General features: G+C 65.0%; 13 protein-coding genes and 4 pseudogenes. 7 read left to right on the forward strand and 10 right to left on the reverse strand.

Going from position 1 to position 15,400, the window contains the following annotated elements:
- Window positions 1-156: 156 nt before the first annotated feature.
- From BLV47_RS36870 to BLV47_RS36885, 4 pseudogenes are all read left to right on the forward strand, one after another.
- A pseudogene (locus BLV47_RS36870) lies at window positions 157-927 on the forward strand (PAS domain-containing protein); the annotation flags it as partial.
- Window positions 928-1,041: 114 nt separating this feature from the next.
- Window positions 1,042-1,473, forward strand: a pseudogene (locus tag BLV47_RS36875) (methyl-accepting chemotaxis protein); the annotation flags it as partial.
- Window positions 1,474-1,663: 190 nt separating this feature from the next.
- Window positions 1,664-2,437 (forward strand): annotated as a pseudogene (locus tag BLV47_RS36880) (PAS domain-containing protein); the annotation flags it as partial.
- 108 nt (window positions 2,438-2,545) lie between these two features.
- Window positions 2,546-2,980 (forward strand): annotated as a pseudogene (locus BLV47_RS36885) (methyl-accepting chemotaxis protein); the annotation flags it as partial.
- Window positions 2,981-3,027: 47 nt separating this feature from the next.
- Here BLV47_RS36885 and BLV47_RS04065 read toward each other — a convergent pair.
- From BLV47_RS04065 to BLV47_RS04075, 3 genes are all read right to left on the reverse strand, one after another.
- Window positions 3,028-3,555, reverse strand: coding sequence for a GNAT family N-acetyltransferase (locus tag BLV47_RS04065; RefSeq protein WP_092310174.1), 528 nt, complete (start codon window positions 3,553-3,555; stop codon window positions 3,028-3,030).
- A gap of 58 nt (window positions 3,556-3,613) precedes the next feature.
- Window positions 3,614-4,519: a LysR family transcriptional regulator gene (locus tag BLV47_RS04070; RefSeq protein ID WP_092310177.1), complete on the reverse strand. Its 906-nt coding sequence runs from the start codon at window positions 4,517-4,519 to the stop codon at window positions 3,614-3,616.
- Window positions 4,520-4,628: 109 nt separating this feature from the next.
- Window positions 4,629-5,402, reverse strand: a complete 774-nt coding sequence (locus tag BLV47_RS04075) for an SDR family oxidoreductase (RefSeq protein WP_092310180.1) — start codon at window positions 5,400-5,402, stop codon at window positions 4,629-4,631.
- Window positions 5,403-5,565: 163 nt separating this feature from the next.
- Here BLV47_RS04075 and BLV47_RS04080 point away from each other — a divergent pair, with 163 nt between their 5' ends.
- Window positions 5,566-6,168 carry a flavin reductase family protein gene (locus BLV47_RS04080; protein ID WP_092310183.1) on the forward strand — a complete coding sequence of 201 codons (603 nt, stop codon included), beginning with the start codon at window positions 5,566-5,568 and terminating at the stop codon, window positions 6,166-6,168.
- Here BLV47_RS04080 and BLV47_RS04085 read toward each other — a convergent pair.
- Window positions 6,158-7,042: a LysR family transcriptional regulator gene (locus BLV47_RS04085; protein WP_092310186.1), complete on the reverse strand. Its 885-nt coding sequence runs from the start codon at window positions 7,040-7,042 to the stop codon at window positions 6,158-6,160. The two genes, BLV47_RS04080 and BLV47_RS04085, sit on opposite strands and share 11 nt — an antisense overlap.
- A gap of 97 nt (window positions 7,043-7,139) precedes the next feature.
- On the opposite strand from BLV47_RS04085, the gene BLV47_RS04090 reads away from it, so the two are divergent.
- Window positions 7,140-8,546, forward strand: a complete 1,407-nt coding sequence (locus BLV47_RS04090; protein WP_092310189.1) for an MFS transporter — start codon at window positions 7,140-7,142, stop codon at window positions 8,544-8,546.
- Between the two features lie 7 nt (window positions 8,547-8,553).
- On the opposite strand, the gene BLV47_RS04095 is transcribed toward BLV47_RS04090, so the two are convergent.
- Window positions 8,554-9,483: a DMT family transporter gene (locus tag BLV47_RS04095; RefSeq protein WP_092310192.1), complete on the reverse strand. Its 930-nt coding sequence runs from the start codon at window positions 9,481-9,483 to the stop codon at window positions 8,554-8,556.
- 102 nt (window positions 9,484-9,585) lie between these two features.
- Here BLV47_RS04095 and BLV47_RS04100 point away from each other — a divergent pair, with 102 nt between their 5' ends.
- Complete coding sequence (locus tag BLV47_RS04100) at window positions 9,586-10,485, forward strand: LysR substrate-binding domain-containing protein (protein ID WP_092310195.1); 900 nt, start codon at window positions 9,586-9,588, stop codon at window positions 10,483-10,485.
- A gap of 37 nt (window positions 10,486-10,522) precedes the next feature.
- Here BLV47_RS04100 and BLV47_RS04105 read toward each other — a convergent pair whose 3' ends face one another.
- The 5 genes from BLV47_RS04105 to BLV47_RS04125 form a co-directional block, all read right to left on the reverse strand.
- Entirely contained in the window at window positions 10,523-12,757 is a 2,235-nt protein-coding gene (locus BLV47_RS04105; protein ID WP_092310198.1) for an ATP-binding protein, read from the reverse strand.
- Complete coding sequence (locus tag BLV47_RS04110) at window positions 12,754-13,368, reverse strand: biliverdin-producing heme oxygenase (protein ID WP_092310201.1); 615 nt, start codon at window positions 13,366-13,368, stop codon at window positions 12,754-12,756. The genes BLV47_RS04105 and BLV47_RS04110 overlap by 4 nt, the downstream gene beginning before the upstream one ends.
- A gap of 257 nt (window positions 13,369-13,625) precedes the next feature.
- Window positions 13,626-14,012 (reverse strand): cupin domain-containing protein, encoded by a 387-nt coding sequence (locus BLV47_RS04115; RefSeq protein WP_092310204.1) that lies wholly within the window; start codon window positions 14,010-14,012, stop codon window positions 13,626-13,628.
- Between the two features lie 80 nt (window positions 14,013-14,092).
- The gene (locus BLV47_RS04120) at window positions 14,093-14,902 is read right to left on the reverse strand and encodes an AraC family transcriptional regulator (RefSeq protein WP_092310207.1); all 810 of its coding nucleotides are present in this window, start codon (window positions 14,900-14,902) and stop codon (window positions 14,093-14,095) included.
- Window positions 14,903-14,975: 73 nt separating this feature from the next.
- Window positions 14,976-15,314: a DUF190 domain-containing protein gene (locus tag BLV47_RS04125; protein WP_092310210.1), complete on the reverse strand. Its 339-nt coding sequence runs from the start codon at window positions 15,312-15,314 to the stop codon at window positions 14,976-14,978.
- Window positions 15,315-15,400 lie beyond the last annotated feature (86 nt).

A 15,400-nucleotide genomic window follows, 5' to 3' on the forward strand; every position in this document is an offset into this window, starting at 1 on the left:
CCGGTAAATCTTCGGGCAAAGCCCCGCAGGCAGGGGCTTTGCCGGTGGTTGAATTATTTTTGTCAGACAACTCCGGGTTGCTATTAAGAAATAACTTTCAGGGCCGATGTTAGGCCCACAGCAGCCTATTTTTTTATGTCCTCCCGGTGCCTCCCCATGTTCAATAAACGCTTGAAGCAAGAGCTGGCGGCTCTTCGTGAAGAACTCTCGAGCCTTCAGCAAGTGAAGGAAAGTCTTGAAAGCGAGATGCTCGTGATCAATTTGAGCGCCGATGGACGGATTCAATCGGTCAACCACAACTTCGCCCAGGAAATGCTCTACAAGAGCGGCGACCTGCTGGGGCGGTCCCTGGAAGACATCGTTCCGGCCCACGTCAAGCACGACGAGTTTCACCAGCGCTTCAAGACGACCCTGGCCCGGGGCGAGCACTTTGCCGGCGCGGTGCGCCTGCTGCGGGGCAACGGCGAGGAGGCCTGGCTGCGCTCGATCTCCCAGCCGGTTCGCGATTCCGAGGGGCGGATCAAGTACTTCGCGATTTTCTCCAGCGACCTGACCCGCACCATCGAGGCCTCCCGGGAGCACGAGAACCTGATCGGTGCACTGATGCGCTCCACCGCACTGATCGAGTTCGACCTCAATGGCCATGTGCTGACGGCCAATGACCGCTTCCTCTCCGGCATGGGCTACAGCCTGGCGCAGATCAAGGGCAAGCATCACCGCATGTTCTGTGAGCCCGAGGAGTACAACAGCGCGGCCTATCAGGCGTTCTGGAAACGCCTGAATGCCGGGGAATTCATCGCCGACCGTTTCAAGCGCATCGATGCCCATGGCCGCACGGTCTGGCTGGAGGCGTCCTACAACCCGGTGCTGGACGCCAACAACAAGCTTTACAAGATTGTGAAGTTCGCCACCGTGATCACCGATCAGGTGAATCAGGAACTGGCCGTGGCCGAAGCGGCCAACATTGCCTACAGCACCTCGTTGCAGACCGACAACTGTGCCCAGCGTGGCACCACCGTGGTCACCGAGGCGGTGAACGTGATGCGCGATCTGGCCAGGCACATGCAGGACGCCGGCGAGGGCATTGGCGCCCTGAACGAGCAGTCCCTGGTGATTGGCAGCATCGTCAAGACCATCAGCGGGATTGCCGAGCAGACCAACCTGCTGGCCCTCAACGCGGCGATCGAGGCAGCCCGGGCCGGGGAGCAGGGGCGCGGTTTCGCCGTGGTCGCCGACGAGGTCCGGCAACTGGCTTCGCGGACCAGCAAGGCCACCGAGGAAATCGTCGGCGTGGTTCGGCAGAACCAGGACATGGCCCGTGACGCCGTGGAACTGATGGCCGAAGGCAAGTTGCAGGCTGAGCAGGGCCTGGCCCTGGCGGCGGAGGCCGGTACGGTGATCGTCGAGATCCAGGACGGCGCGCAGAAGGTGGTGAGTGCGGTGGGGCAGTTCGCCAATCAACTGTCGAGCTGAGGGGGACGGCCCCGCAGGCGGGGCAGGGCTCGATGCTCTCGGAGCGGCGTGCGCTGGCTCCGAGGGTTTGTAGGAGTTTTCTGAAGAGCTGCTAGGAGGTTTCTGAACTTCCGGGGGCAGCTTGGAGAAAGGTCACAGGGTGCCGATGGCTAGGGATCGTTGTATCCACTCTTAGTCTGTCGGTGTGTCCATGTTCAATAAACGTCTGAAACAACAGCTTGCCTCCCTGAGCGATGAGCTGAGCGCTCTGCAGCAATTCAAGGCCTGTCTGGAAACCCAGGTGCTCAGCATCGAACTGGATAGCGAGGGGGTGATCCGTCGGGTCAACGAGAACTTCACACGGACCCTGGGCCTCGATGAGCAACGGCTCTGTGGGCATCCCCTGGAGCAGATCGTGTCGAGTCATGCGCAGGCGGGGCAGCTGTATCGCTCCTTCAGGGCGGCCCTGGGGCGCAACGAAAGCTACATCGGCCAATTGCGCTTGCAACGTGGCGACGGCCGCGATGCCTGGTTGCATGCCTGTGTCCAGCCGATCCACGACCCAGCCGGGCATCTGGACCACTACTCGCTGATCTGCACCGACCAGACGGCCGCGGTGCAAAGCGCCTGCGAGCATGAAAACCTGATGGCGGCGTTGCTGCGTTCCACTGCGGTGATCGAGTTCGACCTGCAAGGCCGGGTGTTGACCGCCAACCCGCGGTTTCTGGCGTGCATGGGTTACCGCCTCGATGAAGTGCAGGGCCAGAACCACCGTCTTTTCTGTGCTCCCGAGGAATATGAAGGGCCGTCGTATCAGGCGTTCTGGGCGCGCTTGAACGCCGGTGAATATGTCGCCGACCGCTTCAAGCGAATCGACAGCCAGGGCCGGGTGGTGTGGCTCGATGCCTCTTACAACCCGGTGCTGGATGCCAACGGCCAGCTGTACAAAGTGGTGAAGTTCGCCACCCTGATCACCGATCAGGTGAACCAGGAACGCTCGGTGGCCGAGGCCGCCGACATCGCCTACAGCATCTCCCGGCAAACCGATACCAGTGCCCAGCGCGGCTCGGCGGTAGTCACCGAGACCCTGGACGTGATGCGTGACCTGGCCAAGTGCATGCAAGAGGCCGGTGACGGCATCGAAGCCCTGAACGAGCAGTCCCTGGTGATTGGCAGCATCGTCAAGACCATCAGCGGGATTGCCGAACAGACCAATTTGCTGGCGCTCAACGCGGCGATCGAGGCGGCCCGGGCCGGGGAGCAGGGGCGCGGTTTCGCCGTGGTCGCCGACGAGGTCCGGCAACTGGCCTCGCGGACCAGCAACGCCACCGACGAGATCGTCGGCGTGGTCCGGCACAACCAGGACATGGCCCGCTCAGCGGTGGAGCTGATGGCCGAAGGGCGGCAGCAGGCCGAGCAGGGCCTGACCCTGGCGGCGGAGGCCGGCACGGTGATCGTCGAGATTCAGGACGGTGCCCAGAAAGTGGTGGACGCGGTGGGGCAGTTCGCCAGTCAACTGTCCACCTGAGTGGCGTGCTGCCGGTTTAGGCTCCGCGCCTGTGGGCGCGGATGGGCTCAGCGCGGCAGGGGGGCATGGCACTCGTAGTGCAAGCGGTCGAACCACTGTCCATGCAGCAGGAAGCTGCGGCGTGAATGGCCGTAGCAGGAGAATCCGGACGCCTCCAGGACCCTGACCGAGCCGAGGTTTTCCGGACGGGCGTTGGCTTCGATGCGGCTCAACTGCAACTCGCCGAAGGCCCGTCGCAGCACCTGCGTCACCGCCGCCCGGGCGATACCCCGGCCATTGAATCGGGCGCCCACGCGATAGCCCAGCTCGGCGCAATTGAAGTAGGGGCGCTGCACCCGGTGCAGATTGATGCGCCCCACCAGTTGCGAATCCTGTCGAATCAGAAACTGATAGCCGCGATCCGCGGCGGCGTCCTGTTGCGCCTGGGCGATGGCCTCGGCAACCCCTTCGGCGCAGTAGTACGCCGCGGGGCGGGCATTGATCGAGGCTTCGAAAAAAGCGCGGTTTTCTTGTTCAAACGCCAGCAGTTCCTGCCAGTCGTCCAGTTGTGGTGCGCACAGCTGCAGGTGGCTCATGGTCCGGGGAATCTCAATCCGTTGCAGGCGCTTTCATCTCACGATTGCCTTGTGTGCATCAAGCCTGCAGATGCGGATCGATCAATTCGGCGAACCATTCGATGAACACGTTCAGCCGGCGCGAACGATGGCGGCGGTCGGGGTACAGGGCGCAGATGTCCATCGGCGCCACCGGCAACTGCTTGAGCACCTGCACCAGCTCGCCGCGATCGAGCAGGTGCTGCACGTCGAAACGTGGCACCTGAATCAGCCCCAGGCCCTGGCGACAGCAGGCGATGTAGTTCTCGACGTTGTTGACGATCACCCGGCTGGGCAGGCCCAGAAGATGTTCGCGCCCTTGCAGCAGGTACTCCCAGGGCTGTTCGCGACCGGTGTCCGGGGAGGCGTAACCGATCATCCATTGGCCGTTCTGCAAATCCAGGGGGGTGTGGGGTTCGCCGTGTTCGGAAAGATAGGCGGGGCTGGCGCAATTGATCATGGCCAACTGCCCCAGGGGCCGGGCGATCAGGCTGCTGTCCGCCAGGCTGCCGACGCGGATCGCGCAGTCGATGCCTTCCTGGACCAGATCGATGCTGCGGTCGCTGGCGCCCAGGGCCAGTTGCAGGTCGGGGTACTGCGTCAGCCACTGGGGCAGGGCGGGCACGATCAGGCGCCGGGCAATGCGGCTGGGCACGTCGATATTCAAGCGCCCGCTGACATCCACCAGGCGATGGTGGAACAATTGGTTGAGTTCCGACGCGTCCGCCAGCAGGCGCCGCGCCCGCTCCAGCAAAATGGCGCCATCTGCTGTCAGTTGCACATGCCTTGTGGTGCGGTGCAGCAGTCGCGTGCCGAGGCCGGTTTCCAGTTGCTGCACGGCGGAAGAAACCGTGGCCCGTGGCAACTCCAGGGCATGGGCGGCCTTGATGAAGCTGCCCATGTCGGCCACCTGGATGAACACGCGGTATTGCTCAAGCTTATCCATCGTATGAACGATCCTGGTTCGGGGACGCCTGACGGCGGTGGAGCGCTGCATCGTCCGAGGCAATCGATGCAGCGGCCCGGCAGGCCAATTTACCCCGTGGGCGCCAGGATTACTTGGTGGTGTAGCCGCCGTTGATCAGTAAGGTCTGGCCGGTGATCCACCAGCCTTCGGTCACCAGATGGCGAATGAACGGCACCACGTCCTCGATATCGGTGAGCCCGGTCTTGCTCGACGGCGACAGGGCCGCCGCGCTCTTGTGATAGGCCACGGCGTCGGCGCCTTCAGCGGGGTAGAAGAACGGCGTGTCCATGGGCCCCGGTCCGACAGCGGTCACCGAGATGCCCCGGGCGCCGAACTCCTTGGCCGCGGCCCGGGTGAAGTGTTCCACCGGCGCCTTGGAACCGCCGTAGGCGGCATAGAACGGAGTGAAGGCCCCCAACAGCGACGTCACCAGGGTCACCAGCTTGCCGTTGTCCTCCAGGTGCTTGCCGGCTTCCTTGATGAAGAAGAACGCACTCTTGGCATTGACCGCGAACATCTGGTCGTACTCGTCCTCGCTGATCTCGATGATGGGTTTCTTCAGCACTTTGCCCACGGTGTTGATGGCGATGTCGATCTTGCCGAAGCGTGCCTTGACCTCGTTGAACAGACGCTCCACCGCACCGGCGCGGGTCAGGTCGGCCTGCCAGGCGTGGGCGTCGACCCCCGGGGCCTTGAGCGCCTCCAGGGTGTTCTGGGCATCGGCCTGACTGGCGTCGCTGTTGTAGTGCACGGCCACGGCCCTGGCACCGTGGCTGGCAAGATCGCGGGCAATCAGGCCACCGAGGTTTTTCACCCCGCCGGCGATCAGCACGACTTTGTTCTTGAGGGAGTGATCAGTCATGGCGCGGGTCCTTCAACGGTTGAGGTGAAGGCTGAGTCTAGTGTCTGCCATGGCGTTGATCAGCCAGCGGCGACTGGACGGACTGTCCAGAAAGTCCGCCCAATCAGTGTGGCTGCACAGGTCGCGGATAGGTCTACAATCGGACTTTTTTCAGGAGCCTGCCATGCCTGCATTTCGTCGTCCGGTGCCATTGGAAAAAGCCTACCGCCTGCTCAACCACGGCCCTACCGTGCTGGTCAGTGCCGCCCACGGCGGGCAGCGCAACATCATGGCGGCTGCCTGGGCCATGCCCCTGGATTTCCAGCCGCCGAAAGTCGCCGTGGTGCTCGACAAGTCCACCTGGACCCGGCAGCTGCTGGAAGCCTCGGGCACTTTTGTCCTCAACGTGCCCTGCGCCGCCCAGGTGGACATCGTGCAGAGCCTGGGCAACAGCTCCGGACTGGAGCTGCAGCAGGCCGGCAGTGACAAGTTCGCCGCCTATGGCTTGTCGACCTTCAGCGGTCAGGCCCTTGCGGCCCCCCTGCTGCAAGGCTGCGTGGCCTGGCTGGAATGCCGGCTGCTGCCCGAGCCGCACAATCACCAGCAGTACGACCTGTTCCTCGGGGAAGTGATCGCCGCCCAGGCCGATACGCGAGTATTCAGCGAGGGCCGCTGGCACTTCGACGGGCAGGACTCGTTGCGCACCCTGCACCATGTGGCGGGCGGGCATTTCCTGACCATCGGCAGCGCCCTTGACGGTCGTCAGTTGCCCCTTCCTACCAGTTGATCCGGCCCAGGGCGTCGGCAAAGGCGGTGAGCTTCGGCGAACACTGGCGCGAGGGTGGATACACCAGCGACAGTTCGCGACTGCGCCCGGCATGCGCCTGCAGCACCGGCAGCAGCAGGCCGGCATCCAGGGCATCGCGCACGGCGAACTCCATCAACTGGGCAATGCCGAACCCGCCGAGCACTGCATCCACCAGGGCATCGCCGATGTCGAAGATCAGCCGCCCCTGCACCGCCAGGTCCAGGGGCTTGCCCTGGTCCATGAACTGCCACTCCACCAGCCGGCCGCTGCGCAGGTTGCGCACCGTCAGGCAGTTGTGTTGTTGCAGGTCCGCCAGCTGTCGCGGCGTGCCGTGGCGTTCCAGGTAGGCCGGTGCCGCCACAGTGACCCAGCGCAGGGGCGGCAAGGGCCGGGCGATCAGGCGCTGATCCTGGATCAGGCCGGTGCGCAGTACCGCGTCGAAGCCCTCATCGACGATATCCACCACCCGGTCGGTCATCACCGCCTCGATGCTCAGCTGAGGATGTTGGGCCGTCAGCTCGCCAATCACCGGCATCACCACCTTGCGCCCGAACAGCGACGGCGTACTGATCTTCAACATCCCGCTGGGTGAGTCGCGGCGGTCCAGCAGCAGGCTCTCGGTGTTGGCCAACTCCGCCAGCAATGGCGCTGCCCGCTCCACCAGCAGCTGGCCGTCCGGGGTCAGGCTGACCCTGCGGGTGTTGCGTTGCAGCAGGCGCACGCCGAGCTGTTGCTCCAGGCGCGATATGGCGCGGGACAGGCCGGACTGGGTCAGCCCCAGGTCACCGGCGGCGCGGGTAAAACTGCGGGTTTCGGCGACCCGGACCAACAGCCGAAGGGCATTCAGATCCATGATTAAAGTCATTACTGAAAGAGTGATGACCGTATTTATCATTTAAAGCGCATCGATGACACTGGCCGCCGCTTATTTCCACACAAGGATTCTTGCGATGTCCGCGACCCCGTTAGCCAAGCCGTCGGGCTGGATGCTGTCACTGCTGGCCACCGCGCAGCTGATCATTGCCCTGGATGCCACCATCGTCTTCGTGGCGTTGCCGGAAATCGGCCTTCGCCTGGGGTTCTCCACCCAGCAATTGCAATGGGTGGTCAGCGCCTACAGCGTGGCGTTCGGTGGTTTCCTGCTGCTGGGCGGGCGCGCGGCGGACCTGCTGGGCAAGCGGCGTTTCTACAGGGTCGGGCAGTCGCTGTATGCCCTGGCATCCCTGGCCGGCGGCCTGGGTGGCAGCGCGCTGTTGCTGGTGCTGTCGCGGGCGCTGCAGGGCGTCGGCGGGGCGATGCTGTTCCCCGCGACCCTGGCCCTGATCAATACCTGGTACGCCGAAGGGCCGGCGCGTAACCGGGCCTTTGCGGTGTGGAGCGCGGCCTCGGCGGCGGGGCTGGCACTCGGCGCGTTGCTGGGTGGGGTGCTGACCCAGTACTGGGGCTGGGAAGCGGTGTTTCTGGTCAACGTGCCCCTGGCCGGTGCCTGTGCGCTGCTGGCCCGGCGCTGGATCCCCGCGGACCCGCCACGCCAGCGCAACCGCCCGTTCGACCTGCGTGGCGCGCTGACCGTGACCCTGGGCGGCACCCTGCTGGTGTTTTCCATCGTCCAGGGCCCGGAGTGGGGCTGGAGCGCACCGGGGACCCTGGTTTGCCTGGTGTTGTCCCTGGCCTTGCTCGGGCTGTTCGTGCGCCAGGAACAACGCTGCCGCGATCCGCTGATGCCGCTGCGCCTGCTGGGTTATCCACAGCTGCGCATGGCCATGCTGATCACCGCGCTGTTCATGAGCAGTTTTGGCGTGCAGTACTACTTCCTCAGCCTGTATTTCCAGCAGGTCTATCAATTCAGCGTGCTGCAGAGCGGGTTGGCGTTCCTGCCCTCGACCCTGCTGTGCACGCTGGGCATCTGGGTGGCGGAGCGGGCGCTGCTGCACATCGGCCTGAGGGCGACCCTGGTCAGCGGCCTGCTGGCGGGGGCCGTGGGCATCGGCATGATCTACCTGGGCCTGCCCGGCAGCCTGGGTTTTGTCGGCCTGCTGCCGGGCATCGTGGTGATGAGCATCGGCCAGGGCATGACCTGGACTTCAATGTGGGTTTCGGCCGGGCAGGGCATTGCCGCTGCCGAGCAGGGGGTGGCGGCAGGCGTGGCCTCCACCAGCCAGCAGATCGGCGGGGCCCTGGGGCTGGCGCTGCTGGTGTCGCTGGCCAACACCTTGGGCCCCGCGGGCAATCAGGCCCACGGTATCGAACTGGCCACTGCCGCCAGTGCCTTGCTGGCCTTGCTCGGGGCCTTGCTGGCGCTGCGCCTGCCCAGGGCGTCGGGGACTCTGGCGGCCACTTCCGCGACCCAGGGCTGAGGCACCATCAGTGGGGCTGGGGCAGGTGCCGCCGCGCCGCCCACAGCACCCCGGCCAGCAACAGCAGGGCCGCCGAGCTTTGCAGCAGGCTCGGCAGGTGCTTCAGGCTGATGAAGCCGTAGAGCAGGGCGAACAGCGTCTCGAACACGATCAACTGGCCGCTCAGGGTCAGGGGCAGGCGTCGGGTCGAGGCATTCCACATGCGATTGCCGAACCAGGAGCCGAGCACCGCGCTGGACAGGCTCAGGCCCCAGAACAGCATCCAGCGCTGCTCCCCGGCCTCGACCTGGGTGCCGGGCAGGGCCAGGCCGTCCGCCAGCAGCCAGACCAGGGCGCTCATCAGCCCAGTGGTGATGCCCCACAGGGTCGACCACTGGCTGCTGTTGAAGCGGCTGCCTTTGAGGTAGCGGGCGTTGTCGGTGGCGAACCAGGTCCAGCACAGCAGGGCACCGAAGGCGCAGAGCAGGCCGAGGGCGCGTTGGCCCAGCTCCAGCGAATCGCTCTGCGCAGTCAGCAGGGTGTCGAGGTTGATGCAGCAGATGCCGGCGAACACCAGCAGCAAGGGCCAGCGCAGCCGGCGCAGGGGCAGGGCATCGGCATCGCCGCGTCCGGCCAGGGTGATGGTCAGCGGCAACAGGCCGACGATCAACGCCGTGCTGGCCACTCCGGCCCACTGAATGGCGCTGGCCAGCAGCATGAAATAGATCAGGTTGCCGGTCAGCGCCAGTTTCACCAGCAGCGCGGCATCGTTCCAGGTCAGGCGTTGCAGCAGCTCCCGGGCCTGGGGCGCAGCCAGGAGCAGAGAGAATGCGCCGTACAGGCTGAAGCGGGCACAGCTGAGCATCAGCGGGCTGAATTCAGGCAACAGGCTGGGCACCACAATGGCCAGGCCCCAGACCGCACCGGCCAGGGCGGCATAAGCAATTCCGCGTTTCATGCAAACACTCGTACAGGTTCATCAGGCTGCGCAGGCTAGCCATTGCTGACCGAACGGACAAAGGATATATAGGCACCTACCTATTCTTCAGGGGAATGTCTGATGAGTCGTTTTGCGCGCCATTTGCCGCCGTTGGAAACCCTGGTGACCTTCGAGGCGGTGGGGCGCAACGCCAGCTTTACCCGCGCCGCCACCGAGCTGTGCCTGACCCAGAGCGCGGTCAGTAAACAGATCCGTGCCCTGGAGCTGTCGCTGAAAACCGAGTTGTTCGAGCGTCAGGCCCGGGGCGTGAAGCTCACCGCCAGCGGCGCTTCGCTATTCGCCGAGGTCAGCACGCAGCTGGAAGCTCTGCTGCGCAGCGTCAGCCGCCTGCGAGCCGGGCGCGACGCCAACACCATTACCGTGCAATGCACCCACGCGGTGGCGCAGTTCTGGCTGTTCCCGCGCTTGCTGGCGTTCAACAAGCAGCACCCGGAGATCACCGTGAGCATCCACGCCAACAACGACATGGATGAATCCAGCGTCGCCGAGCATGACTTCGGCATTCTCTATGGCGCCGGGCACTGGTCGTCCCTGGCGGCGGTGTCGCTGTTCGATGAAGTCGTCTATCCGATCGTCAGCCGGCATCTGGCGTTGCCCGAGGTCAGCGAGCTGGTGCAACTGGCCGAGCTGCCGCTGATCCAGCTGGATGCCTCGGCCTGGAACTGCATCGACTGGCGGGACTGGTTCCGCCATTTCGGCCTGGACTACAGCGCGCCGCCGGGCGCCATGGGTTTCAACCAGCTGACCCTGATGTTCAGCGCGGTGCAGCAGGGCATGGGGGTTGGCCTGGGCTGGGATTTCATGGCCAGCCAGTTGGTGGCCCGGGGCGAGTTGCGACGAGTTGGCCAGTGGGCGTTCCGCACCGGGCAGGCGGATTATCTGGTGCACCCTCGGCACAAGCGCTTGTCCGCCAGCGGCCAGTTGTTTCGCGACTGGCTGGTGGCTCAGGCGGTTGAATGAGCGCCCGGGGCTGAACCGGCAGCCCCGGGGGGACGGCTCAGAGGTTGGCGCGGGGCACGCTAAAGCGGAACTCGCTGCCCTTGCCCGGTTCGCTGTGGGCCTCGATCTTGCCGCCGTGGGCCTGGATGATGCCCTGGGTGATGTACAGCCCCAGGCCGGTACCGTTGGGGTTGCCTTCCTTCATGGTCCAGTAGCGATCGAAGATGAACGGCAGCTGGTCGGCGGGAATGCCTTCCCCGCTGTCGCGGACGCTGAAGACGATCTGCTCGCCGTCGGACATCGCCACCACCCCGACCTTGCCCTGCATGGGGGTGAACTTGATGGCGTTGCCCACCAGGTTCGACAGCACCTGGAACAGCCGCTCGGGGTCGGCATTGATGGTCAGCTCCGGCTCGGCGTGAAAGCTGATGTCGATGGCCTTGTCCAGGGCCAGGGGCGCCAGCAGCGAGTAGGCCTCTTCAAAGATCTGGCTGACCTCCAGCGGCTGTGGCGCGATGCTGTAGCGCCCGGCTTCGATCTTCGATGTGTCCAGCAAGTCCTCCAGCAGGTTGTTCATGCGGCTGGCGGCCTGTTGCATGGTGTCGATGGCCGAGGAAATGCGCCGTGAAGTGTGCGGGCCGTCGGAACTGAAGGCCTTCTGCAGCATGCCGCAGAGCATGGAGATCACGGTCATCGGGTTGCGCAGGTCGTGGGACACCACCGCCACCAGTTCATCCCGGGCGCGCACCGCCTGCTGCTCGCGCAGCACCTGGCGGGCCAGGTCGTGTTCCAGGGCCGAGCGGCGCAGGTCGTTGGCGGCGAAGCGGTCACCGTGGCTCCACTTGCTGGAGATCCCGGCCATTTCCACCTTCCAGATCTCGAACGAAGTACGTGGCCGCAGACGCAGGCCCGCGTCGGAGCTTTCCAGGTCCAGGGGCTTTTCCGGGTTGCCGCTCCAGTGGATGTTTTCCTTCACCTCCGGGCGAAACCACAGCACGCCGTTATCCACAGGCTTGGGCAGGCTCATGGCCAGGACGCCGCTGGCCACCTGTTGATAACTCGCCGCCGGCGGATACACGCTGGCCAGGTGATGGCTGGCGAACACCGCTTGCCCGGTGCCTTGCAGCCAGCGCTGCAGGGCGCGGATTTCCTCACGGGGCGGGCACTGGCCGAAGCAGTGCAGTTGCTTGTCCTCGATGATCGCCACGCCGCCGGCTTGGGTCAGGTCCAGCAGCAGTTGCGGTGCCTGGGTCAAGCCGTCGAAAACGCTGCCGGCGGCGTCGCGCATGGCCTGCTCCAGGCTGGCCAGGGCCGTGACTTTCTCTTCCCGCTGGCGGCTGATGTCCAGGGATTCCATGGCGCTGATCTGCAGCGACAGCACCTGGCCAATGGTCTGGCAGGCAATGCGCAGTTCGTGGGGCACCAGCAGCGGCTGGCGGTTGCCGCAACTGATCAGGCCCCAGAGCTGATCGTCCTTGAGCAGGGAAATGCTCATGGACGACAGCACGCCCATGTTCTTCATGTACTGGCAGTGAATCGGCGAGACGCTGCGCAGGGTGGCGAAGCTCAGGTCCAGGGGCTCCTGGGTGTCCGGGCGCAGGGTCGGCAGCAGTGGCACCGGTTGGTAGTCGGCGTTGGGGATGATCCGCAGCCAGTTGCTGCGGTACAGCTCGCGGGCCTGCTGGGGAATGTCCGAGGCGGGGAAGAACAGGCCGTTGAACACCTCCATGTCGGGACGAGTGGCTTCGGCGATCACCTGGCCGTGGCCTTCCTCCTCGAAGCGGTAGATCAGCACCCGGTCGTAGCCGGTCATGGCCTGGATCTCGCTGACGCTGATGGCGTACAGCTCGTGCAGGGTCCTGGCCGCTTGCAGGCGCCGCAACAGGCGCCCGAGGTCCTCGTTCTGCCCGGTGAGTGGCCGCGGCTGATCGGGCTGGATTTCCAGCTCCAGCATCAGCACCCCCTGGTGGCGATGCAGCAAGCCTTCGAAGCGTCGGCCGTTGAGCGACAGGTACAGCGCAGGGGCATCGGCCAGCCGCTCAAGTTGCAACACCTCACGGATGCGTTGGCTGTCCGCGGCTCCCAGCAACTGCTCCAGGGGCTGCCCCGCCAGCGATTCGGCGGGCTGGCCCAGCAGCGTTTCGACGTTGGCACTGATCTGCTGGATGTGCAGTCGCGGTTCGTCCAGGGTCAGCAACACGCCGTGGGGCTGGATCGCCCCCGGGGAGCGGATCGGTTCGTTGGCGCAGTTGGCCAGCAACTGTTCGAAGGTTTGGGAGTCTTGGGGGGTCATAGCAGCACCTCGCGGCGGTCGAGCCAGCGTTCGAAACAGGCAAATGTGGATTGCGCGGCGCTGACCACGTGTCGGCGTGTGCTCGCGTCGTCGGGCATGCGCCCCAGGTAGTCGAGAAAGTCCTTCCAGCGCCGCCCGGTGGCAGCCCCATAGACATCCAGAAAGGCGCCGCCGTTATCGGCGTCGAGATCCAGGCGCCGGGCCATTTCCCGGCGCAGGATCTGTCCGCCCAGGGTCGCGCCTTCCAGTACGTAGAGCACGCCCAGGCAGGCCCCGGCGCTGACCAGGGGGGGCAGGTGCTCACAGCGGGGCAGGGCCTTGATGCTGGCGGCGTCCAGGCCCAGGGCGCGCAGATCGGCGAACAGGGTCGGGGTCTTCAGGCGTTGCTGGGTGTCGTAGCCCTGTGGGATCAAGCCGCTGGCATGCAGGGCCGCCTCCAGGGGCTGATAGAAACCGTAATAGGCCTGGATCAGGCGTTGATACCAGGCTGCATCCAGCTGCGCGCAGAAGAATGGCAGGCGTTGCTCCAGGGCTACGTGCAAGGTCGCGGTGCCGGTGCGCAGGTCTTGAAGCAGGGTGGGAGTGGTGCTGGTTTGGTGCGGTGTCGGCATGCAGGGATCAGGGGTCGCAACAGGTAATGGACGCGCCATGGGCGTCATCAAAGGCCGGGACCTGGCTGGCATCCCCGCGATAGAGCCATCGCACAGAAAAAATTGGAGCGTCACTTTACCCGTGCTGGTTCCCTCGACGTAGGGTTTTCGGTACGCCGTCGGTCGGCCAGCAGCGATGATTGAGTGGCGTGTCAGAGTCTCTGACCCCGCCGCTGCGGTGGAAATTCCCTTTTCCACCTTGCAGATTCAGGCCAGGGTCAGATCCAGACGTCGTTCTGTGCAGTACGTTCGCCGCCTTGATCGCCGGTGTTGAGCACGCCCTTGGGCTCGATCAGCAGCAGCTTGACCTCCTGCTCGGCCCAGGGCTTGTGCTCGACGCCCTTGGGCACCACGAACATCTCGCCGCTGCCGATGGCCACCCGGCCGTCACGAAAGTCGATGTACAGCTGGCCGTCGAGGACGATGAAGGTTTCGTCGGTGTCGGCGTGGCTGTGCCAGACGAATTCCCCTTGCAGCTTGGAGATCTTGAACTGGTAGTCATTCATCTCGGCGATCACCTTGGGGGTCCAGTGTTCGCTGAACAGGCCGAGCTTGTGCTTGAAGTTGATGCTCTGGTAGGCGTTTTGCGCGGTTGGGTTGGGCATGTTGCGGTCCACATCAGTGATGAATGAGCACTGAGGGTAAACAGCCGGCGGTGTTGGTTTCTTGAACGATTGTGCGTGGCTCAGCGCCCGAGCATCTTCAGCCAGCGGGCCGGAGGCAGGCCGTAAGCCTGGCGGAACTGCCGGGTCATGTGGCTCTGGTCGGAAAAGCCGGCGATCAGCGCCGCCTGGGTCAGCGACTGGCCCTGGACCAGCAGGGCGCGGACCAGGTCCAGGCGGCGCATGCTCAGGTAGCGGTAGGGGCTGGTGCCGAACAGCAGGCGAAAGTCCCGGGACAGGCTCCAGCGGTCGCGCCCGCTGTGGGCTGCCAACTCGTCCAGGGTCAGGGTCCGGTCCAGGGCACTGTGGATGTATTCCCGGGCGCGTTCGGCGGCCACGTAGTCGAAGCTCTGCCGCGGCCGGGCGACGCCGGACGCGCCGTTCAGGGCGTGGGCCAGATCGAACAGGGCGTCTTCCTGCTCCAGCGGATCCAGGGGCCTGTCGACCCCGCGCAGCAAGGCGTCGGTGGCGGCAGACAGTCGGGGATCGTTGGACAGGCCGCCGGCAATGAAGGGCAGGGGCTGGCCACCGAGGATCTGCTGGATCAGCGCGGGTTCGACATACAGCATGCGGTAGTGGAAGCCGTCGTGGGTGCCGGCTTCGCCGTCGTGGGCTTCGTCGGGGTGCAGGACCATGGTCGCGCCGGGCAGGCTGTGGCGCCAGCCGCCGCGGTACTGGAAGCTCTGCACCCCGCGCAGGGTCCGGCCGATGGCGTAGGTATCGTGGCGGTGCATGTCATAGCCATGGCCGGCGAAATACGCCTCGATACGCTCCAGGCCCCGGGCGGATGGCGCACGGTGAACCCAATCGGTGACGGCGGTGGGCTTGGCCATGAAGCAGTCCTGATGGATGAAATCTGGGGCGCTACGTTAACTCAGGGGCGCGCGAGCTGTCTTGTCCTCCGGTTCAGGCCGCGTCGGGGGCTGGGGCCTGCTTGCCCAGGTGGCCGAACTCGATGGGCGTCTTGATGTAGAACAGCGAAAAGTCCTCGGCCTGCAGGCGCTCGAACAGCCGTTGCGATTCGGCTTCGCTGATGGCCAGGCGAATTTCCAGGGGCTGGTCGGCCAGCTCGAAGAAGTGCGCCGAATGCAGGTGGCGGGAGTGCCCGAAGCCTTCGATGGCGGTGGACAGTGTGGCGCCGCGCAGGCCCATCTGCTGCGCCAGGTCGACCACCCAGTCGCCGAGCATCTTGCCGTGGTAGCGACGGTTCTGCTGGGTAAAGAAAATCACCAGATAGCCTTTCATGATTGCGCTCCTGCAGCGTGGCAGTGGGTTCCTTGAGCATAGTTGCCGGCTCATTCGACGGTTGCCTGAAGGATCGCCAGTGGAGT

This window comes from Pseudomonas saponiphila, assembly GCF_900105185.1.
GTDB lineage: Bacteria > Pseudomonadota > Gammaproteobacteria > Pseudomonadales > Pseudomonadaceae > Aquipseudomonas > Aquipseudomonas saponiphila.

Excerpts from the sequence above, each read along its gene's own strand:
- BLV47_RS04065 (WP_092310174.1), bottom strand. The coding sequence starts at position 3,555 with ATGAGCCACCTGCAGCTGTGCGCACCACAACTGGACGACTGGCAGGAA.
- BLV47_RS04070 (WP_092310177.1), bottom strand. The coding sequence starts at position 4,519 with ATGGATAAGCTTGAGCAATACCGCGTGTTCATCCAGGTGGCCGACATG.
- BLV47_RS04075 (WP_092310180.1), bottom strand. The coding sequence starts at position 5,402 with ATGACTGATCACTCCCTCAAGAACAAAGTCGTGCTGATCGCCGGCGGG.
- BLV47_RS04080 (WP_092310183.1), top strand. The coding sequence starts at position 5,566 with ATGCCTGCATTTCGTCGTCCGGTGCCATTGGAAAAAGCCTACCGCCTG.
- BLV47_RS04085 (WP_092310186.1), bottom strand. The coding sequence starts at position 7,042 with ATGGATCTGAATGCCCTTCGGCTGTTGGTCCGGGTCGCCGAAACCCGC.
- BLV47_RS04090 (WP_092310189.1), top strand. The coding sequence starts at position 7,140 with ATGTCCGCGACCCCGTTAGCCAAGCCGTCGGGCTGGATGCTGTCACTG.
- BLV47_RS04095 (WP_092310192.1), bottom strand. The coding sequence starts at position 9,483 with ATGAAACGCGGAATTGCTTATGCCGCCCTGGCCGGTGCGGTCTGGGGC.
- BLV47_RS04100 (WP_092310195.1), top strand. The coding sequence starts at position 9,586 with ATGAGTCGTTTTGCGCGCCATTTGCCGCCGTTGGAAACCCTGGTGACC.
- BLV47_RS04105 (WP_092310198.1), bottom strand. The coding sequence starts at position 12,757 with ATGACCCCCCAAGACTCCCAAACCTTCGAACAGTTGCTGGCCAACTGC.
- BLV47_RS04110 (WP_092310201.1), bottom strand. The coding sequence starts at position 13,368 with ATGCCGACACCGCACCAAACCAGCACCACTCCCACCCTGCTTCAAGAC.
- BLV47_RS04115 (WP_092310204.1), bottom strand. The coding sequence starts at position 14,012 with ATGCCCAACCCAACCGCGCAAAACGCCTACCAGAGCATCAACTTCAAG.
- BLV47_RS04120 (WP_092310207.1), bottom strand. The coding sequence starts at position 14,902 with ATGGCCAAGCCCACCGCCGTCACCGATTGGGTTCACCGTGCGCCATCC.
- BLV47_RS04125 (WP_092310210.1), bottom strand. The coding sequence starts at position 15,314 with ATGAAAGGCTATCTGGTGATTTTCTTTACCCAGCAGAACCGTCGCTAC.